At 73.4% G+C, this 21,689-nt stretch carries 18 protein-coding genes; 10 read left to right on the forward strand and 8 right to left on the reverse strand.

All coding sequences use genetic code 11. The annotated features are described in order from the left end of the window. The first annotated feature begins 89 nt into the window (after positions 1-89). Complete coding sequence (locus IMZ35_RS10635) at positions 90-2,393, forward strand: RelA/SpoT family protein (RefSeq protein ID WP_199440802.1); 2,304 nt, start codon at positions 90-92, stop codon at positions 2,391-2,393. Between the two features lie 159 nt (positions 2,394-2,552). Here the strand turns inward: IMZ35_RS10635 and IMZ35_RS10640 are convergent, their stop codons facing one another. Then, complete coding sequence (locus IMZ35_RS10640; protein WP_199440803.1) at positions 2,553-3,413, reverse strand: peptidylprolyl isomerase; 861 nt, start codon at positions 3,411-3,413, stop codon at positions 2,553-2,555. Positions 3,414-3,583: 170 nt separating this feature from the next. Here IMZ35_RS10640 and IMZ35_RS10645 point away from each other — a divergent pair, with 170 nt between their 5' ends. Genes IMZ35_RS10645 through IMZ35_RS10655 form a run of 3 tightly spaced genes read left to right on the forward strand, consistent with a single transcriptional unit; the run spans position 3,584 to position 6,221 of the window. Continuing rightward, positions 3,584-4,282 carry an MBL fold metallo-hydrolase gene (locus IMZ35_RS10645; protein WP_199440804.1) on the forward strand — a complete coding sequence of 233 codons (699 nt, stop codon included), beginning with the start codon at positions 3,584-3,586 and terminating at the stop codon, positions 4,280-4,282. Positions 4,283-4,299: 17 nt separating this feature from the next. Then, positions 4,300-5,562 carry a histidine--tRNA ligase gene (gene hisS / locus IMZ35_RS10650; RefSeq protein ID WP_199441020.1) on the forward strand — a complete coding sequence of 421 codons (1,263 nt, stop codon included), beginning with the start codon at positions 4,300-4,302 and terminating at the stop codon, positions 5,560-5,562. Then, a complete protein-coding gene (locus IMZ35_RS10655) occupies positions 5,559-6,221 on the forward strand; it encodes a hypothetical protein (protein ID WP_199440805.1) in 663 nt (220 codons plus the stop codon). The genes hisS and IMZ35_RS10655 overlap by 4 nt, the downstream gene beginning before the upstream one ends. A gap of 84 nt (positions 6,222-6,305) precedes the next feature. Here the strand turns inward: IMZ35_RS10655 and IMZ35_RS10660 are convergent, their stop codons facing one another. Then, complete coding sequence (locus IMZ35_RS10660) at positions 6,306-7,157, reverse strand: spermidine synthase (RefSeq protein WP_199440806.1); 852 nt, start codon at positions 7,155-7,157, stop codon at positions 6,306-6,308. A 94-nt stretch (positions 7,158-7,251) separates the two neighbouring features. On the opposite strand from IMZ35_RS10660, the gene IMZ35_RS10665 reads away from it, so the two are divergent. Next, a complete protein-coding gene (locus IMZ35_RS10665; RefSeq protein WP_199440807.1) occupies positions 7,252-7,611 on the forward strand; it encodes a DUF1304 domain-containing protein in 360 nt (119 codons plus the stop codon). Here the strand turns inward: IMZ35_RS10665 and IMZ35_RS10670 are convergent. The 6 genes from IMZ35_RS10670 to pnuC all read right to left on the reverse strand — a co-directional run bounded on the left by IMZ35_RS10670 (position 7,608) and on the right by pnuC (position 15,376). Continuing rightward, positions 7,608-9,053, reverse strand: a complete 1,446-nt coding sequence (locus tag IMZ35_RS10670; RefSeq protein WP_199440808.1) for a pyridoxal phosphate-dependent decarboxylase family protein — start codon at positions 9,051-9,053, stop codon at positions 7,608-7,610. The genes IMZ35_RS10665 and IMZ35_RS10670 overlap by 4 nt on opposite strands. Positions 9,054-10,436: 1,383 nt before the next feature. Beyond that, the gene (locus IMZ35_RS31360; RefSeq protein ID WP_307867911.1) at positions 10,437-11,879 is read right to left on the reverse strand and encodes a YibE/F family protein; all 1,443 of its coding nucleotides are present in this window, start codon (positions 11,877-11,879) and stop codon (positions 10,437-10,439) included. Between the two features lie 788 nt (positions 11,880-12,667). After that, positions 12,668-13,321 carry a DsbA family oxidoreductase gene (locus tag IMZ35_RS10680; RefSeq protein WP_199440809.1) on the reverse strand — a complete coding sequence of 218 codons (654 nt, stop codon included), beginning with the start codon at positions 13,319-13,321 and terminating at the stop codon, positions 12,668-12,670. 49 nt (positions 13,322-13,370) lie between these two features. After that, positions 13,371-13,598, reverse strand: coding sequence for a hypothetical protein (locus IMZ35_RS10685; RefSeq protein WP_199440810.1), 228 nt, complete (start codon positions 13,596-13,598; stop codon positions 13,371-13,373). A gap of 39 nt (positions 13,599-13,637) precedes the next feature. Beyond that, complete coding sequence (locus IMZ35_RS10690) at positions 13,638-14,741, reverse strand: AAA family ATPase (RefSeq protein WP_199440811.1); 1,104 nt, start codon at positions 14,739-14,741, stop codon at positions 13,638-13,640. Then, positions 14,738-15,376: a nicotinamide riboside transporter PnuC gene (pnuC, locus tag IMZ35_RS10695; RefSeq protein ID WP_307867956.1), complete on the reverse strand. Its 639-nt coding sequence runs from the start codon at positions 15,374-15,376 to the stop codon at positions 14,738-14,740. Before pnuC ends, IMZ35_RS10690 begins: the two co-directional genes overlap by 4 nt. Positions 15,377-15,901: 525 nt before the next feature. On the opposite strand from pnuC, the gene IMZ35_RS10700 reads away from it, so the two are divergent. The 5 genes from IMZ35_RS10700 to IMZ35_RS10720 are packed head-to-tail and all read left to right on the forward strand — an operon-like array spanning position 15,902 to position 21,685. Continuing rightward, the gene (locus IMZ35_RS10700) at positions 15,902-16,441 is read left to right on the forward strand and encodes a TetR/AcrR family transcriptional regulator (RefSeq protein ID WP_199441022.1); all 540 of its coding nucleotides are present in this window, start codon (positions 15,902-15,904) and stop codon (positions 16,439-16,441) included. Further along, on the forward strand, positions 16,438-17,220 hold the full coding sequence (locus tag IMZ35_RS10705) for a TIGR03084 family metal-binding protein (protein ID WP_199440813.1): 783 nt from the start codon (positions 16,438-16,440) through the stop codon (positions 17,218-17,220). The genes IMZ35_RS10700 and IMZ35_RS10705 overlap by 4 nt, the downstream gene beginning before the upstream one ends. Next, complete coding sequence (locus IMZ35_RS10710) at positions 17,217-18,890, forward strand: acyclic terpene utilization AtuA family protein (protein ID WP_199440814.1); 1,674 nt, start codon at positions 17,217-17,219, stop codon at positions 18,888-18,890. The genes IMZ35_RS10705 and IMZ35_RS10710 overlap by 4 nt, the downstream gene beginning before the upstream one ends. 48 nt (positions 18,891-18,938) lie before the next feature. Continuing rightward, positions 18,939-20,090, forward strand: coding sequence for an acyl-CoA dehydrogenase family protein (locus tag IMZ35_RS10715; protein ID WP_438816862.1), 1,152 nt, complete (start codon positions 18,939-18,941; stop codon positions 20,088-20,090). Further along, positions 20,087-21,685, forward strand: a complete 1,599-nt coding sequence (locus IMZ35_RS10720) for an acyl-CoA carboxylase subunit beta (RefSeq protein ID WP_199440816.1) — start codon at positions 20,087-20,089, stop codon at positions 21,683-21,685. Before IMZ35_RS10715 ends, IMZ35_RS10720 begins: the two co-directional genes overlap by 4 nt. The last annotated feature ends 4 nt before the right edge of the window (positions 21,686-21,689 follow it).

Consider the following 21,689-nt stretch of genomic DNA (forward strand, 5'->3'; position numbering starts at 1 on the left):
CTCGGAGTCCGGGTCGTAGACAGCACCGACTCGGACCCTCGTTACCGGCGGGACCCCTCCCGGCCGGTGCCCGAGACCGAGGAGCGTGGTTGAGCCAGGACACCGAACCGGCAGCGCCGACTCCCGCCGCCACCGAGCGGCAGGTCCCGTCGGCGACGCGTCGCGTGCGCGCCCGCCTCGCGCGCCGCATCACCGCCCAGCGAGCGGCGCCGGTCAAGCAGGTCCTCGAACCGCTGGCCGCCGTTCACCGCGACCTGCACCCGAAGGCCGACCTGGCGCTGCTCCAGCACGCGTACGACGTGGCCGAGGAGAAGCACCGGCCGCAGCGCCGCAAGTCGGGCGACCCCTACATCACCCACCCGCTCGCCGTGGCGACGATCCTCGGCGAGCTGGGCATGGACACCACGACGCTCGTCGCGGCGCTGCTGCACGACACCGTCGAGGACACGGACTACTCGCTGGAGCAGCTCAAGGCCGACTTCGGCGAGGAGGTCGCGCGCCTGGTCGACGGCGTCACCAAGCTCGACAAGGTCAAGCTGGGCGCGGCGGCCGAGGCGGAGACCATCCGCAAGATGGTCATCGCGATGGCCCGCGACCCGCGGGTGCTGGTGATCAAGCTGGCCGACCGGCTGCACAACATGCGCACCATGCGCTTCCTGCCGCCGGAGAAGCAGGCCCGCAAGGCCCGCGAGACGCTGGAGGTGCTGGCCCCGCTGGCGCACCGGCTGGGCATGGCCACGGTGAAGTGGGAGCTGGAGGACCTCGCGTTCGCGATCCTCCAGCCGAAGAAGTACGACGAGATCGTGCGGCTGGTCGCCAACCGCGCGCCGTCGCGCGACACGTACCTCAGCGGCGTGATCACGGAGCTGTCCGGCCAGCTGGAGACCGCGCGGATCACCGCGAAGGTCGAGGGCAGGCCCAAGCACTACTACTCGATCAACCAGAAGATGATCGTCCGCGGCCGGGAGTTCGACGACATCCACGACCTCGTGGGCGTGCGCATCCAGGTCGACGAGGTGCGCGACTGCTACGCCGCGATGGGCGTCGTGCACGCCCTGTGGCAGCCGATGCCCGGTCGTTTCAAGGACTACATCGCCCAGCCGCGCTTCGGCGTGTACCGCTCGCTGCACACGACCGTCATCGGGCCGGACGGCAAGCCGCTGGAGGTGCAGATCCGCACCTACGAGATGCACCGCACCGCCGAGTACGGCATCGCGGCGCACTGGCGGTACAAGGAGACGCGCGGCACGCACAGCGGCAAGGGCGTCGAGGTCGACGAGATGGCGTGGATGCGCCAGCTGCTCGACTGGCAGCGCGAGGCCGCCGACCCCGGCGAGTTCCTGGAGTCGCTGCGCTACGACCTCGCGACCCGCGAGATCTTCGTGTTCACCCCCAAGGGCGACGTGCACACGCTGCCCGTGGGGTCCACGCCGGTCGACTTCGCCTACGCGGTGCACACCGAGGTGGGGCACCGCTGCATCGGAGCCCGCGTCAACGGCCGGCTCGTCGCCCTGGAGCGCAAGCTCGAGAACGGCGAGGTCGTCGAGATCTTCACCTCCAAGGCGGAGGGCGCCGGTCCCACCAGGGACTGGCTGTCGTTCGCCGCGTCTCCCCGCGCCAAGGCCAAGATCAAGCAGTGGTTCGCGAAGGAGCGCAAGGAAGAAGCGATCGAGATCGGCAAGGACGCGATCACCAAGGAGGTCCGCCGCGTCGGTCTGCCGCTCCAGCGGCTCGTGTCCGCCGACTCGATGAACGCCCTGTCGAAGGAGCTGCACTACCCCGACATGTCGTCGCTGTACGCGGCGGTGGGGGAGGGGCACACCTCGGCCAGGCACGTCGTGCAGCGGCTCGTGGCGCTGCTCGGCGGCGTCGACCACGCCGAGGAGGAGCTGGCCGAGCGGTCCACGCCGTCCACGGTCACCCGTCGCAGGGTCACCGGCGACGCCGGTGTGGTGGTCAAGGACGCCGGTGACGTGTGGGTCAAGCTCGCCCGGTGCTGCACGCCCGTGCCCGGTGACGACATCCTCGGGTTCGTCACCCGCGGTGGCGGGGTCAGCGTGCACCGCACCGACTGCACGAACGCCGACGACCTCATGGGCTCGCCCGAGCGGCTGCTGGACGTGGAGTGGGCGCCGTCGTCGTCCTCGGTGTTCCTCGTCGCCATCCAGGTGGAGGCGCTGGACCGGCACCGGCTGCTGTCCGACGTGACGAAGGTGCTCGCCGACGAGAAGGTGAACATCCTGTCGGCGTCGGTGACGACGTCCCGCGACCGGGTGGCCGTCAGCCGGTTCACCTTCGAGATGGGCGACCCCAAGCACCTCGGGCACGTGCTCAAGGCCGTGCGCAGCATCGAGGGCGTGTACGACGTGTACCGCGTGACGTCTGCCTCGTGACGTCACGCGGTGTGACGTCTGCGGCGTGACGTCAGCGGCGTGACAGCGGGGAGCGGCAGACTTCCCGGCAACCGGCTCGTGGGGGAACTCTCCACGACGGGGAAGCACGAGGGGCCCGGCGCATCGCGCGCGCCGGGCCCCTCGTGTCGTCTGGTCGTGCTAGGCCAGGACGGTGGCCGAGGTGATCTGCACCGGGGTCTTCGGCGAGCCGTCGCCCTCCTGGGTGGCGCGGATCGTGCCCGCGTTGGCCACCTCGTCGACCAGCTTCAGGCTCTCCGGGTCCACCGAGCCGAACACCGTGTAGCTCGCGGGGAGCTGCGCGTTGCCGTAGACGACGAAGAACTGGCTGCCGTTGGTGTCGGGGCCCGAGTTCGCCATCGCCAGCATGCCGCGGCCGTAGGTCAGCTCCGGGAACACCTCGTCCTTGAAGCTGTAGCCGGGACCGCCGCTGCCCTGCGCGGTCGGGTCACCGCACTGGAGGACCTGGAGGCCCTCGGACGTGGTGAGCCGGTGGCACGAGGTGTCGTTGAAGTAGTTCTGCTGCGCCAGCGACACGAAGCTGTTCACGGCGCACGGCGCGAGCGCGCGGTCCAGCGTGAACTTCAGGTCGCCGACCGAGGTGCCCAGCGTGACACCGACGGTTCCCTCGGCGGGGACCTGCCCGGCGGCGGGTGCGTTGACCTGCTTGCTGGCCGGTTCGGCGCCCGCCGGGTACTCGCAGCTCGCCGGCGAGGGCAGGGGGGTGGGCCGCTTGGGCATCGCGGCGATCTCGGTCGGGATCGCCGCGGGCTTGTCCACGACCTCCGAGGGCTCGGCGGTGCTGCTCGCCGCAGCCTCGGCGTCGCCGCTGCCCCAGTCGCGCGTCGCCAGGAAGTAGACGCCGCCGGCGACCACCAGCACGGCGACCGAGGTCAGTGCGACAGCGGTGATGCGACGGCGCTTCTGCCTCTCCGCTCGGCGGACGAGTTGACGCTCCAGCTTCCGCTTTGCCTGCTCGCGGCGCTGCTCGTTGGTCGGCACCTGCTCCCTCCCCGGGGATTCGTGCTGCTCGTGGGTGGTCGTCGGCTGGCATCCTATTGCCATCACCTGTGAGGTCCGTGTGCTGGTCGTCGCGCGCGCCCCTCCCGCTACGCTGGTCCTGCGGTTCCGCTGGAATTCGTTGTCGTTCTGTTGCCTCCGGAGGTCTGCCAGTGCTCGTCATCGGGTTCCCGACCGGGGCCCTGCAGGCCAACTGCTACCTGCTGGCCCCCGAGAAGGGCGGGCCGTGCGTGGTGGTCGACCCTGGGCAGGACGCCGTCGAGCCGATCGCGGAGGCCCTGCGCGAGCACCGGCTGTCGCCGGTCGCCGTGCTGCTCACCCACGGGCACTTCGACCACTCGTTCTCCGTCGCGCCCGTCTGCGACGGCAACGACGTCCCCGCCTGGATCCACCCGGACGACGAGGCGATGCTGGCGGACCCGATGCTCGGCCTCAGCGCGGAGTCGCGGGCGTTCTTCGGCGGTCAGCTGGAGATGCGCGCGCCCCGCGAGGTGCGCTCGCTGGCCGACGGCGCCGAACTGGACCTCGCCGGGTTGACGATGACCGTCGACCACACGCCGGGCCATACCGGCGGGTCGGTGATGTTCCGCGCCGGCACGCAGGAGGGCGGACGGCTCGTGCTGTCCGGGGACACCCTCTTCGCCGGCTCCGTCGGACGCACCGACCTGCCGGGCGGAGATCACCGGAGGATGCTGGCGTCACTGCGCGACAAGGTGCTGACGCTGCACGACGACACGGTGGTGCTGCCCGGCCACGGGCCCACGACGACCATCGGCCGCGAGCGCGCGAGCAACCCGTTCCTGCTGGAACTGGGCGCGGACGCACCGGCCACCCCGCACCGAGGACTGTAGAAGTGACTTCATCCGGCATCACCCCCTTCCAGGCGCCCAAGGGCGTCCCCGACTACTTCCCGCCGGTCTCGGCGTCGTTCGCCGCCGTGCGCGACACCCTGGTCGAGTCGGCCCGGCGTGCCGGGTACGGCCACGTCGAGCTGCCGGTCTTCGAGGAGACCGCGCTGTTCGCGCGCGGCGTCGGCGAGTCGACCGACGTCGTGAGCAAGGAGATGTACACCTTCGCCGACCGCGGCGACCGCTCGGTGACGCTGCGTCCCGAGGGCACGGCCGGCGTGATGCGCGCTGTCGTCGAGCACGGCCTGGACCGCGGTTCGCTGCCGGTGAAGCTGTGCTACGCCGGGCCGTTCTTCCGCTACGAGCGCCCGCAGGCGGGCCGCTACCGCCAGCTCCAGCAGGTCGGCGTCGAGGCGATCGGCGTGGACGACCCCGCGCTCGACGCCGAGGTCATCGCCGTCGCCGACGCCGGTTTCCGCGCGCTGGGCCTGACCGGCTACCGGCTGGAGATGACGTCGCTGGGCGACTCCACCTGCCGCCCGCAGTACCGGGAGAAGCTCCAGGCGTTCCTCGCCGCCCTGCCGCTGGACGAGGAGACCCGCCGCCGCGCGGAGATCAACCCGCTGCGCGTGCTGGACGACAAGCGTCCCGAGGTGCGGGAGATGGTCGCCGACGCGCCGCTGATGGTGGACAACCTGTCGCCGGAGACGCGGGAGCACTACGAGCAGGTCAAGGGGTACTTGAGCGCGCTGGGCGTGAAGTACGTCGAGAACCCGCGGATGGTGCGCGGCCTGGACTACTACACGAAGACGACGTTCGAGTTCGTGCACGACGGCCTGGGCGCGCAGTCCGGCATCGGCGGCGGCGGGCACTACGACGGGCTCATGGAGCAGCTCGGCGGGCAGCCGCTGGCCGGTGTCGGCTTCGGGCTGGGCGTGGACCGCACGTTGCTGGCGTGCCGGGCCGAGGGCATCACGCCCGGTGACGTGACGCGCTGCGACGTCTTCGGCGTGCCGCTGGGCGACGCGGCCAAGGGCCGGGTGGTGGCGCTCGCGGGTGAGCTGCGCGCCGCGGGCGTGCGGACCGACCTCGCCTACGGCGGTCGCGGCCTCAAGGGCGCGATGAAGGCCGCGGACAAGTCGGGCGCGCGGTTCGCCCTGGTGCTCGGCGACCGGGACATCGAGGCCGGTGCGGCGCAGCTCAAGGAACTGGCCACGGGTGAGCAGCGGCAGATCCCGCTGGACGGGGCCGTGGCCGCCGTGCTGGAGGCGCTGGGCCGGTGAGCGACGAGACCGAGGGCTCCGCACAGCCGTCGACCGCGGAGGAGCGCGTACCGCTGGACCTGCTCGACCCGGCCACGGTGCGCAAGCGCGCCCGCATGGTCGGCATCGGCGCGGTGCTGATCGCCGGTGCGATCGGTGGTCTCGTGGGGCTGATCGGCGGGCGCACCGCCGGTCTGGTCGCCGCGGCGATCGTGGGCCTGCCCCTGCTGATGCTCGCGTGGAGCGAGGCGCGGCGGCGGGTGTGGCTCCAGGGCACCGTCCTGTCCGTGCGGGCCTTCGGGACGCGCTCGGTCGACCTGCACGGCGCGGAGAAGATCGACCTGCTGGTGACGGACGTGCGCGGCAGCAGGACGATGGGGCTCCTCGTCAGCGGTGGCCGCAAGGCGATCAACCTGGCGCTCGCGATCTACGCGGGCACGGGCGGGCGCGAGCTGGGCGTGTTCCCGCTGCGCCGCCTCGCCGACGTCCTCGCGGGCCGCGGCGACGCCAGGGGACTCGTGTACTCGGGCCTGCTGGTGGCGCAGCTGCGGGCGGAGGCGCGCGGCGAGGCGGCGGCCGACCGGCCGCTGTACCGCCTGGGGTCGCTCGCGCCGCAGGGCCGGATCGCGCAGAAGCTCCACCCGGACGCCGTGTCGCGCTTCGTGACCACGCTGGACTGACGCGGCGGCTCAGCCGGACGAGCCGCTCGGCGGCTCAGCCGAACGAGCCGCTCGGCGGCTCAGCCGAACAAGCCGCTCGGCGGCTCAGCCGAACAAGCCGCTCGGCGGCGTCGGGGACGGCGCCGCCGTCGCGTCGGTCACCGGCTTGCGACCGCTGGTGAAGCGGGTGAGGGCCGCGCCCTCCAGCAGTCGGCCCTGGAACACGTCGCCCGCCGCGTGCCTGGTGAGCGCGGCGATCGGCAGCGGCTGGTGGCTGCCGACGATCACGACGTTGCCGAAGCGGCGCCCGTTCAGCGTCCCCGGATCGCTGATCGCGCACACGTGCTCGAACACGGCGGTGGCGTTGGCGATCTGGGAGCGGGCGTACTCCAGCGGCCACGTGTCGCCGACGTTGGCCACGAACACCCCGCCGGAGCGCAGCACCCGGTCGGCGTCGCGCACGTACTCCCGCGTGGTCAGGTGCGCCGGTGTCGTGGCGCGGGCGAACACGTCGCTGATCACCACGTCGAAGGCGTCGTCCGGCGCCCGCGACATGACCTCGCGGGCGTCGCCGTGCCGGATGCGGATGCGCGACCCGCGGTCGACCGGCAGCTCGCGGCGCACCAGTTCGACGAGCGCGGCGTCGGCCTCGACGACCTGCTGGCTCGATCCAGGCCGCGTGGCGGCGACGTAGCGCGGCAGCGTCAGCGCCCCGCCGCCCAGGTGCAGCACCCGCAGCGACTCGCCGCGCGGCGCGGTGTGGTCGAGGACGTGGCCGATCCGCCGGGTGTACTCGAACAGCAGGTACGACGGGTCGTCGAGGTCCACGTGCGACTGCGGGGTGCCGTCCACGGTGAGCTCCCACGCGCGCTGCCGGTGCTCGTCGGGCACGAGCCTGGCCACGCCGAAGTCGACCTGTGCCGTGATCGTGCCGGGAATCTCGCGCTGTCGTCCCACGAAGACCAGTGTCCCACCGGGAAGCGCGCGCCCCGCGCCGAGTAGGTTGTCGAGTCGGGCCGATCTTCGTCCCGGTCACTCCGAGGGGAAACGCGTGCAGATCGTCGCGAACGTCCTGGTCGTGCTCGTCGCGATCATCCACGTCTACATCGTCGTGCTGGAGATGTTCCTGTGGCGCACGCCGCGCGCCAGGGCCGCGTTCGGCACGACGGAGGCGTTCGCGGAGGAGTCGGCGTCGCTGGCGGCGAACCAGGGGCTCTACAACGGTTTCCTCGCCGCCGGTCTGCTGTGGTCGCTGTTCGCCGGTGGCGCGGGATTCCAGTTCGCCGTGTTCTTCCTGCTGTGCGTGATCGTCGCGGGCGTCTACGGAGCGATCACGGTCAGCCGCCGCATCCTGTTCGTCCAGGTGCTGCCCGCCGCTCTCGCGCTGGTCTTCGTGCTGCTGGCTCGCTAGAGCACGTCCGACCGCGCCGCGTCGAGCGCTGCCAGCAGCGCCTCGACGTGGCGCTCCTCGGTGCCGAAGTTGCTGATCGCCGCCCGCAGGAACACCCGGCCGTCCGGCCGGCAGGTCGTCACGAAGAACTCCCCGGAGTCGGCCAGCCGCTGCTGGAGGCGCTCGTTGAGGGCGTCGGCGTCCACCGCGGGGTCCGCGGGCAGCACCCGGAAGCAGCAGATCGCGACGGTGGGCTCGCCGAACAGCTCGAAGCCCTCCCGCGCACGCACCCGGTCGGCGAGGTGGCGTGCCACGCCCAGGTTGCGCGCCAGCAGGTCGGCGTAGCCCTCGCTGCCGAGCTGGCTCATCGCGAGCCACAGTCCGAGCGACTTCCACGGCCGCGCGCCCTCGACGGCCATGAAGACGGTGTCGACGTCCTCCTCGACCTGCCAGTAGTGCGCCCCGCCGCGGAAGCTCCTGGCCAGTTCGGCGCTGTCCCGGACCAGGAGGCAGCCGAGCCCGTAGGGCGTGAACAACCACTTGTGCGGGTCCACCGTCAGCGAGTCGGCGCGGTCGAGCCCGGCGAACGCAGCCCCGGTCTCCGGCAGGCCGGCGTAGGGCGCTCCGCCCGCGCCGTCGACGTGGAACCACATGTCGTGCTCCGCGGCGACGTCGGCCAGCTCCGTCAGCGGGTCCACCGCCCCCGTGGCGGTCGCGCAGGCCAGTCCGACCACGCAGGCCGGTGTGCGGCCCGCTGCGACGTCGCGGGCGATCAGGTCCCGCAGCGCGGGGAGCGAGATCCGGCCGTGCTCGTCCACCGGGACCACGCGCAGCGCGTCCCGGCCCACTCCCAGCACGTCGAGCGCGCGGGGGATCGAGTAGTGCGTCTCGGACGAGGCGTAGAACGTCAGCCGCCGGGGGGAGTCGGCGAGCCCCGCGTCCTGGACCTCCCGCCCCAGCGTCACGTCGCGCGCGAGCTTCAATCCGGCGAGGTTCGCCGTGGACCCGCCCGAGGTGAACACTCCCGGCAGGCGGTCCGGGCCGCCGCGGGGGTAACCGACGAAGTCGGCGAGCCAGGCCAGGGTCTCGTACTCCAGGGCGGTGGCCGCCGGTCCCATCCGCCACGCCGCGGGACTCTGGTTCAGCAGGGAGGCGATGGCGTCCCCGAGGACGGTCACGGGCAGGGGGCGGGGGTGGAAGTAGCCGTGGTACTGCGGGTGCGCGCCGTTGCAGTAGCCCTGCTGGAGCACGAGGTCCAGCACCTCCGGCAGCAGCTCCGCCAGCGGCCGTCCGGTCTTCGGCAGGGGGCCGGGGGTCTGCGCGCGGACGCGGAGCGAGGGGGCGTCGCTGGACACCGGCAGCTGGGTCGGGTCCTCCTGGACCCGGAACAGCCTCTCCAGGTGCGGGGTGGCGGTGGACACGAGGTCGTCCCAGTCCGCGAGTGCGTGGCGAAGCGGTTCCATCCCGCGAAGGCTACGGCGGCGTGCGGCGGACGCGCAACGGGTACGAAGAGGACGGTCGCCGTGACCCTGACCTGCTGTGACGCAGAAGACTGATGCCTTGTAGCCGTAGTCGTCGGCGACCTGCGCTGCGGCCGCCGCTCGTCCTCCCCCGCCCGGAGGGGTCGCACGTTCATGACCTCCGACGCCGCGACACGGTCCCCCTGCGAGCGCTGCACCAGGTACCCGCTGCTGAGATCCACCTGGGACACCGGTCCGGAGTGGACCGGTGGCGTCGTCGTCACCGCCGGGTACCAGGCCGCGGAGCTGTGCCTGTGGCTGATCGACGACGCCCTGCACGACGAGCGGCCCGCGGTGCTGACCGATCGCGGGCTGCGTCGGCTCGCCCACCTCCTGATCACGGGCCTGGAGACCCTGCACGAGTTCCTCGCGGACGAGCGGGTGACCCCGCCGGAGTCCTTCCCGCGGGAGGACTCCGGCGACGCCGGGTCGGTGTCGGCGTTCCGCGTCCTGCTCGCGCTGGGGGCGCACGAGGTGTCCGGGGTGGCGCGGGCGTTCACCTCGCGTCCCCCGCCGTTCCGCACCGGCGTCGAGTCGCACGTCGCGGCGGCCTGCGACCGCCACGGGCTGCCCCGTCCCGTCGCGGACCCCGACCTGCCGCTGCTGGACCACCTCCGGGTCGTCCGGCCGGACGTGGTGCGCCGCCTGCGCGCGACCACGCCGTCCGGGCCGGAGGACCACCTGTTCCGCAGCGCCCACCAGATCACCGAGTGCTGGCTGCGCATCGCCGAGCACTACGTGGACCTGGCCGAACGGCTGGCCGGGGAGAAGCGGTGGGCGTCGGCCGCCGGGCACGCAGAACGCGCCGCGCGGGCCGTGGACCGGGCGGTGGACGCCGGACAGGCGCTGGACCTGGTGAACCTGGCGGACTTCTACCCCCTGAGCGTGCGGCTGCGCGACGCCAGCGGCGCTCAGTCGGTCGCCGCGCGCCGCCTGTCGGCCGTTCCGCGTCGACTGCTCCAGCCGCTGCTGACCGAGCTCGGGGAGCGGGGCCGCACGGTGGCGACCCCGCTGGACGCGCCGGAGAGCGCGCTGGACGAGTACCGCTACCCGATCGCGGTCAAGACGATCGGCAAGACCTGCCAGAGCTTCCTGTTCCAGCACTACCTGCTGGCGCTGAACGTCCACGGGGCCGACGACGAGGGCGGTCTCGGCCACGGCATCCACCAGCTCGCCCGGCGCTCGGGGGGTCACCCACGAGCTGGGCGCCACCACCGAGTTCGAGGGCACCGCGCGGTTCCGCTTCGACGGGAACGGTCTGATCACCCTCGCCGAGACGTTCTGGGACCCGGAGGCGGTCGCGCGGCGGGTGTGGCCCCGGGCGACCTAACCGCCGGTGCGGCGCTGCGGTGGCGGACGTCGCCACGGACCCCTGTCGGGGGAGTAGCCGTACAGCTCGCCCTCCATGCGCGTCACCGCGCGCGGGCGCTCGGGCTCCGGCTCCGGTTCCGGCTCGGGGTCGGGGTCCGGTGGGGCTGCGGGCGTCTCCCGGCTCGCGACGAACGCCGCGAGCGCCGTCGTGATCGGGATCGCCGCCACGAGGCCGATGCTGCCCACCAGCGTGCGCACGATCTCCTGCGCGACCTGCTGCGCGGTGAGGATCTCGCCCAGCGTGCGCCCCGACACCGAGAACGCCAGCAGCACCGGCAGCGCCGCGCCCGCGTAGGCCATGACCAGCGTGTTGACCACCGAGGACATGTGGTCGCGGCCGATCCGCAGACCGGCCGCGTTGAGCTGCCGCCAGGTCAGCGACGCGTTCGCCCGGCGCAGTTCCCACACCGCGCTGGTCTGCGTGACCGTCACGTCGTCCAGCACGCCCAGCGCGCCGATCAGGGCTCCCGCCAGGAGCAGGCCGCGCGTGTCGATGCCGTGGCCCAGCAGCGTGACCAGGTTCGCGGTGTCCTCGTCCAGGCCGGTCAGGTCGCTCGCCCAGGAGAACAGCGAGCCCAGCACGCCGATCAGCGCGAGGCTCACCAGCGTGCCGATCACCGCCGTCGTGGTGCGCGCCGACCACCCGTGCGTCAGGTACAGCACCACGAACATGATCAGTCCCGCGCCGACGACCGCGACCGTCAGCGGGTTCTCCCCGGCGAGGATCGCGGGCAGCACGAACACGACCAGCACCACGAGGCTCAGCACCAGCGCGCCCAGCGCCGCCAGACCCTGCCAGCGCCCCAGCAGCAGCACGGCCAGCGCGAACAGCGCGCCCAGCACCAGCAGCGGTGTCCCGCGCTGGAAGTCCACGAGCTGGTAGGACTGGCTGTTGGCCGGGTCGGAGCCGGAGTACTGGAGCACCACGGCGTCGCCCACCGCGAACCGCGGGGTGCTCGGCTCGACCGGCACCGGCAGGACGATGCTGCCGCCCGGTGTCGGCCCGTCCTCCATCAGCACCGTCACCAGCAGGCACCCGGCGTCCGCCGGCTGGTCCTGCGGCACGCCGACCTGCACCCGCGACCCGTCGCACGGCCCCCGCACCGCCGCGGTGATGTCGCCGCGCACCGGCACCTGGGTCAGACCGATGTCCGCGCCGGTGGCCTGGTCCTTCCCGAACGGGTAGAGCACGAGCGCGCCCACGACCGTGGCCAGCACCAGCGGGAGCGTGAGGATCAGCAGCAGTCTGCGCACCCGCGCCGACGCCGGCCCGGCGGGGGAGTGCCCGTGGCCGTGGCCGTGCCCCCGCGGTGCGGCGACGGCTCCGCGCCGCACCGGCTCCGCGCGTCTGCGTCGGCGCCGCGGGGCGGCGGGGTCGCCGGAGTCGTCGTCGCGCACGGGTCCATCCTGCCGGGGGAGGTGGCCGATGGGCCAATCCGGTGACCGGAGGGCGGGGTGAGGCGTTCCAGGAGGTCCGGGCCGGGTGCGTGCTCGGCCGACGACCGGCGTCGTCCAGCCGGGGCGCGGCCGTGGCCGATCAGCAGCTCCGCGGCACCGGCCCGCCGCCGCGCGTCGAGCGGCCGGAGGACCTGCGCCCGCGCGGTGACGTCGAGCGCCGTGGTCGGCCCGTCCGCAGCTCCAGCACTCGTCCGTCCACTCGGGACGGTGGCGGAACCTGGTGCGTGCGCGGGGGTTCCGCGACCTCGGCACCGACGCGGCGGCCGCGGACGCCGCCCTCGTCCGCCGCGACCTGCTGGCAGGAGGGGACCTGCCCGTAGAACGCAACTGGCCCGCGGTGACGTCGCGGACGGTGGCGAGGTCGTCGGCGACCACGGCGGGCAGCACCACCAACACTCGCGGGGCCGGTCGTCCGGCGGCCTCGGCGGCCCTGGTGATCGCCGGGACGATCCGGGTGGACGGCGTGCGCGGACCGGCGGGGAGCGGCACGGTGCCGTCCGCAGCTCCCCGTCGACGAGGTTCGGCGCGTTTCCGGTGTCCCCGGAAGGCGCGTCGACTCCGACGGGCACGACTTTCACGCTGGTCGCGCCCTGTGCCCGCTACGAGCGGGCCAGGCGATTCCCGCGGGTTCCCCCGGTGCTGCCCAGAATTCGCGTGGTGCGGTCAAGAAAAAAGAGCCGTGTCGCCGACGCGGCTCTTTTTTGCGAACTGTCCCGAGAAAGTCCCGCTCACCGGTGGGCGTCGGCCCAGGTGCGCTTCAGCGCGCCGTGCAGCTCGTCGGTCGAGCAGGCGCCGGCGGCCAGGTGGGCCCCGCCGAACAGGAACGTGGGAACGCTCGTGACGCCGATCCGCCTGGCGTCGGCGACGTCCTGCGCCACCTCCGCCGCGTGGGCGTCGCTCCGGAGGACCTCGGCGACCTCGGCCCGGTCGAGCCCGACCTGCTCTGCGAGCGAGAGCAGCGTCTCGTGGTCGCCGATGTTCACGCCCTCGCCGCAGTAGGCGCTGCTGAGACGTTCCCGCAGCTCGTCGCCCTTGCCGTTGGCCGTGGCGAAGTGCAGCAGCCGGTGCGCGTCCCCGCTGTTGACCGGACGGGCGTCGCACAGGTGGTAGTCCAGGCCGACCTCCTCGGCGAGGCCGGTGATGTAGGTGATCCCGTACTCCGCCTCCCCCGGCGGCAGCCCGAGCACGTTCAGCATGCGCTCGGGCAGGGTCGGCGGATCGGTCCTCGGGGCGCTCGGGTCCAGTTCGAAGCTGCGCCAGCGCACCTCGACGTGCTCGCGGTGCTCGAATCGTTCGAGCGCCTGTTCGAACCGTCGTTTGCCGAGGTAGCACCACGGGCAGACGGGATCCGACCAGACGTCCACGGCAATCTTCTCAGTCATCTTCAGACCTTGCCCGTGATTGACTCGTGTCGTCAGGAAACGTCTTCGATCACCCTAGCAGCGCTTCACCCGCGGCGTCGATGAAAGAGCCGCTGATCCAGTGCGATTGGTCCGAAGCGATGAACGCCACCGCACAGGCGATGTCCGCCGCCTTCCCGACCCGCTCGAACGCCGAGAGCTGCGCCGTCTGCTCCACCGCCTCGGAGATGTCCAGCAGCGGGCTGCCGTCGTCGGTGATCCGGGCGTGCGTCGCCTCGTCGTGCGGCGGTACCGGCACCTCCTCCCGCACGTGCGGTTCGCGGGCGGCCGAGCGCGTTCAGCCGGGGGGAGCGCTGAACGTGAAGTGCTCGCGCAGCAGCTCCTCGCACAGCTCGACGGCCCGCGCCACCCGCGCCTCCAGCGACCCCGACAGCAGCGCCCACGGCACGCCCCGCTCGCGCAGGCGCTCGGTGAACAGGCCGGTCATCCACGGCCGCAGGTGCTCGCCGTCGCGCCAGCCGTCCTGCTCGAACGGCACACCCGCGTCGTCGGTCAGCAGGTAGAGGTGCGGACGGCGGTTCCCCACCGCCGCCGCCACGTCCGGGTGGGGTGCGCCCAGGTAGCGGTGCGCCCAGACCGTCGCGGCCCACGCGTCGTTGTCGCACACCAGCAGCGGGCCGCCGACCGCCGCGGCGGCGTCCTCGTCGGCCTGCTGCCCCCGCGCCACGTCCACGAAGTCCCCGACCGTCCACACCAGCCCGGCCGCGTCGGGCCGCTCCCGGCCGGCCGCGTCGGCCAGCGCGTGCGCCGCGAGGAGCTTGTCCCCGGTGTGCGCCCGCCCGCGCTCGGGCACCCACCCCGCGCCGAAGTGCTCGGCCAGCAGGCGGGAGACGGTGGTCGTGCCGGTGCTCTCCGCGCCCACGACGACCACTCGCGCGGCGAGCCCGGCGCGCGTGGCCGGGGCGAGGTGGTGCCACGTGCCGCGCGGATCGGCCCGGACCGCCGTGCCCGAGACCGGGTGCGCGACGCGGCCGGGGTCCACCGGCACGTGCCGCGCCCCCAGCCGCTTCGCGAGCTCCTCGCCGTAGTCCTCGCTGGAGAACACCGCGTCCACGGTCGCCGCGCCCGGCGTCCCGTCGGCGATGGCCCGCCGTGCCAGGACCGAGCGCGCGACACCGACGTGCAGTTCCCAGACGTCGTCGTCGAGGAGGTCCATCGGGTGGTCGTCCACGTCGCCGACGATCGCCACGCCGGGGGTGTCCGCGTGCTCGGCGGCGAGCCACGCCACCCGGTCGGCCAGCGGGATCGACTCGGCGCTCGACGCCAGCACCGCGACCGTCGTGCGCTCGCAGGCCGCCGCGGCGGTGCGGATCAGGTGGTGGTGCCCGGCGTGCGGCGGGTAGAACTTGCCCAGCACCAGGGAGTGCGCGAAGCGGCTCACGCGGCCACCCGCTCGGCCCGGTCGACGCGCAGCGCGGACGTCCACGCCCGCAGGCCCACGACGCACAGCCCGAGGAAGCCGAGGTAGAGGATCGCGGTCAGCCACAGGTCCTTGTGCGCGTAGAGCGGCACGTAGATCACGTCGGCGGCGATCCACAGCCACCAGCACTCGACCTTCTTGCGGGTCTGGCCCCAGGTCGCGAGCAGCGACAGGACGGTGGTGACGGCGTCGGCGAGTGGCACCGTCGACGGGGTCCACGTGCTGAGGACCCAGGTCAGCAGCGCCGTGCCCGCGACCCCCGCGGCCAGCAGGCCGAGCCACTGCGGCCGGGTCGTGGTGCTCACCGGGAGCGGCGAGCGCCGGTCGCCGCCGCGCAGCCACGCCCACCAGCCGTAGAGCGCGAGCACGACGTACACGACCTGGAGCCCGGAGTCGGCGTAGAGGCCGCTGGCGAGGAAGAGGACGAAGAACGCCAGGTTGTTGAGGATGCCGATGCCCCAGTTCCAGGGGTTCTGCCTGGCGACCAGCCACACGCAGAGCGCGCCGGTCACGAAGCCGACCACCTCGCCCCAGCTCGTGGACGCGCCGAAGGCCACGACGGCCGTGGTGTGGAAGGGGGTCAGGACGAGGTCCACCGCTGACAAGGAGCACTCCGTGGTGTGATCGACGGGTCTTCGAACGCGTGTTCGAGCGGGCGGTACGAGGTGGAACGGGCCGAGGGGCGGGGTGTCGGGGCAGCGGGTCCTGCCGGGTCTGGTGTGCAGCGTACGAACTCCCGAGTGCGCCGACGTGGTGTTTCACGAGGTCCGGGCCAGATCGGTGCTGAACCGGTGCCCGGCGGCGGCCTGTCGTTCGCCCCGGCGGTGGACCCGCACCGGGGTCGTCCGCGCCGCCGCGTCCACTGCTTCGCCCGCACCTGGCCCACCCGTTCGGACCTCGACGTGCCCGAGGTGCTGGCCGAGCGGTTCCGCGGCCGTGTCACGGTCTCGCGTCGCGAACGCTCAACTCGCGGTGTTCGAACGCTCAACTCATGGTGCCTGAGCGCTCAACTCGTGGTTACATGCAGGCTTGACTGTTTGTTTGTGACGCGCGACACTCGGTGGGTGATCGAGGTGCGGCAGCGGCAGGTGGACCGGAGCCGGGAGACCCGGCGCAAGCTCATGGAGGCGACCGTCGCGTGCCTGGTCGAGCGGGGGTGGTCGGGCACGACCACGACGCTCGTCGCCGAGCGGGCCGGGGTGTCGCGGGGCGCGCAGCTGCACCACTTCCGCACGCGCGGCGAACTCGTCGCGGCGGCCGTGGAGCACCTCGGCGCGGAGAGCGTGCAGCAGCTCGAAGAGCGGGCGCGAGCGGTGGACGGCGGCACCGAGGCGGTGGTCCGGCTCATCGCCGACTTCTACGCCAGCGAGCTGTTCACCGCCGCGCTGGAGCTGTGGGTCGCGGCGCGCACCGACCCCGAGCTGAAGCGGGTCGTGATCCCGCTGCAGACGCGCATCGGCCGCGAGACGCACCGGCTGGCCGTCGAGCTGCTCGGCGCGGACGAGAGCAGGCCCGGTGTGCGCGAGGCGGTGCAGGCGACGCTCGACCTGGTCCGCGGTCTCGCCCTGGCCAACCAGCTCACCGACGACGGCAAGCGCCGCGCGCACGTCGTGCGCGGCTGGGCGGCCCTGCTCGACCGAGCGCTCGGGGAGGACGCGTGAGCACGCGCACGGACCTGCTCGACGACCTGCGCGCGGAGAGCGCCGACCTCGACGCCCTCGTGGCGGCGCACGAGGACTGGACGACGGTCACGCCCGCCGCGGGCTGGACGATCGCCCACCAGGTCGCGCACCTCGCGTGGACCGACGAGGTGGCCCTGCTCGCGGTGACCGACGAGGCCGCCTTCACGGCCGCCGTGCGGGAGGCGCTGGACGAGGGGGCCGGTGCCGTCGACGTGGCCGCCGGGCGCGGGGCCGCGCGACCGCGCGCGGAACTGCTCGCCCGGTGGCGGACCGGGCGGGACGCGCTGTCCCGCGCGCTCGCCGCCGTGCCCGACGGGCGGAAGCTGGCCTGGTTCGGGCCGCCGATGAGCCCGGCGTCGATGGCGACGGCGCGGTTGATGGAGACGTGGGCGCACGGCCAGGACGTCGCCGACGCGCTGGGCGCGGCGCGCGAGCCGACCGCGCGGCTGCGGCACGTCGCCCACCTCGGCGTGCGCACGCTGGGCTTCTCCTTCGCCGTGCGCGGTCTGCCGGTGCCCGACGAGCAGGTGCGGGTGGAGCTGACCGGGCCGCGCGGCGAGCTGTGGACGTGGGGCGAGCCGGACGCCGCGAACCGGGTGACCGGGTCCGCGCTGGACTTCTGCCTGCTGGTGACCCAGCGGCGTCACCGCGACGACCTCGGCCTCACCGCGACCGGGCGCGTCGCCGCGTCCTGGCTGGGCGTCGCGCAGGCGTTCGCGGGCGCCCCCGGCCCCGGCCGGGACAGGGCGCGGTCGTGATCCGCGTCGGCAACGCCTCCGGCTTCTACGGCGACCGCTTCTCCGCCGTGCGGGAGATGCTCCAGGGCGGCGACCTGGACTTCCTCACCGGCGACTACCTCGCCGAACTCACCATGCTGATCCTCGGCCGCGACCGGGCGCGCGACGCGGGTCTCGGCTACGCCAGGACGTTCCTGCGGCAGATGGAGGACGCGCTCGGCCTCGCGCTGGAGCGCGGCACCCGGATCGTCGTCAACGCCGGTGGTCTCAACCCGGCGGGACTCGCGCGGGCCCTGGACGAGCTGGCCGACCGGCTCGGCCTGCACCCGCGCGTGGCGCACGTGACCGGTGACGACCTCCTGGACCGGGCGGCGGAGTTCGGCTTCGGCGACCCCCTCACGGCCAACGCCTACCTCGGGGCCCACGGCATCGCCGACTGCCTGCGCTCCGGCGCCGACGTCGTGGTGACGGGCCGGGTGACCGACGCGGCCCTCGTCGTCGGTCCCGCCGTCGCCCACTTCGGCTGGCGGCCCGACGACTGGGACGCGCTGGCGGGCGCGGTCGTCGCCGGGCACGTGCTGGAGTGCGGCGCGCAGGCCACCGGCGGCAACTTCTCCTTCTTCGGCGAGGTCCCCGGCCTCGACCGGCCCGGCTTCCCGATCGCCGAGCTGCACGCGGACGGATCGGCCGTGATCACCAAGCACGACGGCACCGGCGGAGCCGTCACGACCGGCACGGTCACCGCGCAGCTGCTCTACGAGATCGGGAATCCCGCCTACCTCGGGCCGGACGTCGTCGCGCACGTCGACACGGCGGTGCTGGAGCAGGTCGGCCCGGACCGGGTGCGGATCAGCGGTGTCGTCGGCTCGCCGCCGCCGCCGGAGCTGAAGGTGTGCCTCAACACCCTCGGCGGGTTCCGCAACGGCACGACGTTCGTCCTCACCGGACTGGACGTGGACGAGAAGGCGGATCTGGTGCGGCGGCAGCTCGACGCCGCGATCGGCTCCGACGGTCTGGAGTGGACGCTCGCGCGCGTCGACCGGCCGGACGCCGACACGCAGGAGACGGCGAGCGCGCTGCTGCACGCCACGATCCGCACGCGCGATCCCGCACGCGCCAAAGGTTTCGCCCGCGCTGCGGTGGAGCTGGCGCTCGCCTCCTACCCCGGTTTCCACGTGACCGCGCCGCCGTCGGACGGCACGCCGTTCGGCGTGTGCTCGGCGGCGTTCGTGCCGCAGAGCGCCGTGCGGCACACCGCCGTGCTGCCCGGTGGCGCCCGCGTCGCGGTCGCGCCGCCACCCTCGGGACCACGCCGTCACGTGCCGCCGGAGCGGGTGCCGGACGCGCCCGCTCCCGGCTCGACCCGGCGCGTCCCGCTGGGCGCGGTGGTGGGCGCGCGCTCCGGGGACAAGGGCGGGGACGCGAACCTGGGCGTGTGGGTGCGCTCGGACGCGGCGTACCGGTGGCTCGCGCACGAGCTGACCACCGCTCGCCTGCGCGAGCTGCTGCCCGAGACGCGGGACCTGGTCGTGGACCGCTACGAGCTGCCGAACCTGCGCGCGCTGAACTTCGTGCTGCACGGCCTGCTCGGTGCCGGTGTCGCCTCCTCGGCCCGCTTCGACCCGCAGGCCAAGGCGCTGGGCGAGTGGCTGCGCTGCCGGCACGCGGACGTTCCGGAGGAACTGTTGTGACCGTTCCGGAGGAGCTGTTGTGACCGTCCGGGAGGAGCTGTTGTGACGATCACCGGGGAGCTGTTCGAGACGCCGGAGCGCGTCGAGCTGCGGGCCACGACGCGCCGGTTCGCCGAGCGGGAGGTCGTGCCGCACCTCGACGGCTGGGAGCGCGCCGGTGAGCTGCCGCGCGAGCTGCACCGCAGGACCGCCGAGGTGGGGCTGCTGGGCGTCGGGTTCGCCGAGGAGGTCGGCGGCTGCGGCGGCGACCTCCTCGACACGGTGGTGCTCACCGAGGAGCTGATCCACGCGGGCGCCTCCTCCGGGCTCGTCGCCGGGCTGTTCACGCACGGCATCGCGCTGCCGCACGTGGTCGACGCGGGCGATCCCGGCCAGATCGAGCGGTTCGTCCGGCCGACGCTCGCCGGAGAGCTGATCGGCGCGCTCGCGATCACCGAGCCCGACGGCGGCTCCGACGTGGCCGCGTTGCGCACCAGGGCCGTGCGCGACGGCGACCACTACGTCGTGGACGGCAGCAAGACGTTCATCACCTCCGGCAGCCGCGCCGACTTCGTCACCACCGCCGTGCGCACCGGCGGTGAGGGGCACGGCGGGATCAGCCTGCTCGTGGTCGAGCGCGGCACGCCCGGCTTCACGGTGACCCGCGGGCTGGAGAAGATGGGGTGGCACTGCTCGGACACCGCCGAGCTGTCCTTCGCGCGGGCCAGGGTCCCGGTGGGCAACCTCGTCGGCGCGGAGAACGCCGGCTTCGCGCTGATCGCGCGGCAGTTCCAGGCCGAGCGGATCTCGCTGGCCGTGCAGGCGTGCGCGACGGCCCAGCGCTGCCTGGACCTGACGCTGGCGTGGGTCCGCGCGCGGGAGACGTTCGGCCGGCCGCTGATCTCCCGGCAGCTCGTGCGGCACCGGCTGGTGGAGATGGCGCAGCGCACCGCCCTGGCGCGCACGTTCACCCGCGAGGTCGCCGCGACGGTCGCCGCGGGCCGCGAGTGCGTCGACCGGGTGTGCCTGGCGAAGAACGCCGCGGTGGAGGCGTGCTCGCACGTCGTGGACCAGGCGGTGCAGCTGCACGGCGGTTTCGGCTACCTGCGCGACGCCGAGGTGGAGCGGCACTACCGCGACGCGCGGGTTCTCGGCATCGGAGGAGGGACCAGCGAGGTGCTGGCGGAACTGGCGGCGAGGCGAATGGGGTTCACCCGATGACCGTGCTCAGAACCGGCGTCGACACCGGCTCGCCGGAGTACGCGGCCAACCGCGCCGCGCTGCTGGAGTCCCTCGCCGCGCTGGACGCCGAGCACGCGAAGGCCGTCGCCGGTGGCGGCCCGAAGTACACCGAGCGGCACCACCGGCGCGGCAAGCTGCTGGCCCGCGAGCGGGTGGAGCTGCTGCTGGACCGGGACGCGCCGTTCCTGGAGCTGTCGCCGCTGGCGGCGTGGGGAACCGACCACGCGGTCGGCGCGAGCGTCGTCACCGGGATCGGCGTGGTCGAGGGCGTCGAGTGCGTGATCGTCGCCAACGACCCGACCGTGCGGGGCGGCGCGAGCAACCCGTGGTCGTTGCGCAAGACGTTCCGCGCGGCCGACATCGCGCTGGCCAACCGGTTGCCGCTGATCAGCCTGGTCGAGTCCGGCGGTGCCGACCTGCAGAGCCAGAGCGAGATCTTCATCCCCGGCGGCCGGGCGTTCCGCGACCTGACGCGGCTGTCCGCGGCGGGCGTGCCGACGGTGACCGCCGTGTTCGGCAACGCCACGGCGGGCGGCGCGTACGTGCCGGGCCTGTCCGACCACGTGATCATGGTCGCCGACCGCGCCAAGGTGTTCCTCGGCGGTCCGCCGCTGGTCAAGATGGCCACCGGCGAGGAGGCGCGGGACGAGGAGCTGGGCGGCGCGCGGATGCACGGCTCCGTCTCCGGACTGGCCGACTTCGTCGCGGAGGACGAGACCGACGCGATCCGGCTGACCCGCCGCGTCGTCGCGCGGCTCAACCACCGCAAGCAGGGACCGCCGCCCGCGCACGAGGTGGAGGAGCCGCTGCTCGACGCCGACGAGCTGCTGGGAGTCGTGCCAGCGGACCTGCGGGTGCCGTTCGACCCGCGCGAGGTGATCGGGCGCGTCGTCGACGGGTCCCGCTTCGACGAGTTCAAGCCCGCCTACGGCACGAGCCTGGTGACGGGCTGGGCGTCGCTGCACGGCTACCCGGTCGGCGTCCTCGCCAACGCGCGGGGCGTGCTGTTCAGCGAGGAGTCGCAGAAGGCCGCGCAGTTCGTCCAGCTCGCGAACTCCGCGGCCACACCGCTGATCTTCCTGCAGAACACCACCGGCTACATGGTCGGCACCCGCTACGAGCAGGGCGGGATCGTCAAGCACGGCGCCATGATGATCAACGCGGTGTCCAACAGCCGCGTGCCGCACCTGACGGTCGTGATGGGCGCGTCCTACGGCGCGGGCAACTACGGCATGTGCGGTCGCGCCTTCGACCCGCGGTTCCTGTTCACCTGGCCGAACGCCAAGTCCGCCGTGATGGGGCCGAAGCAGCTCGCCGGGGTCCTGTCGATCGTGGCGCGGCAGGCCGCCGCCGCGAAGGGCCGGGAGTACGCCGAGGAGCACGACGCGGCGATGCGGGAGCTGGTGGAGGGGCAGATCGAGCAGCAGTCGCTCGCGCCGTTCCTGTCCGGCCGCCTCTACGACGACGGCGTGATCGACCCCCGCGACACCAGAACGGTGCTCGGCCTGTGCCTGTCCGCCGTCCACAGTGGACCTGTCGAGGGCGCCGCCGGCTACGGCGTCTTCAGGATGTGAGCCC

The organism is Umezawaea beigongshangensis, from assembly GCF_016464305.1.
In the GTDB taxonomy this organism is placed as follows: Bacteria; Actinomycetota; Actinomycetes; order Mycobacteriales; family Pseudonocardiaceae; genus Umezawaea_A; species Umezawaea_A beigongshangensis.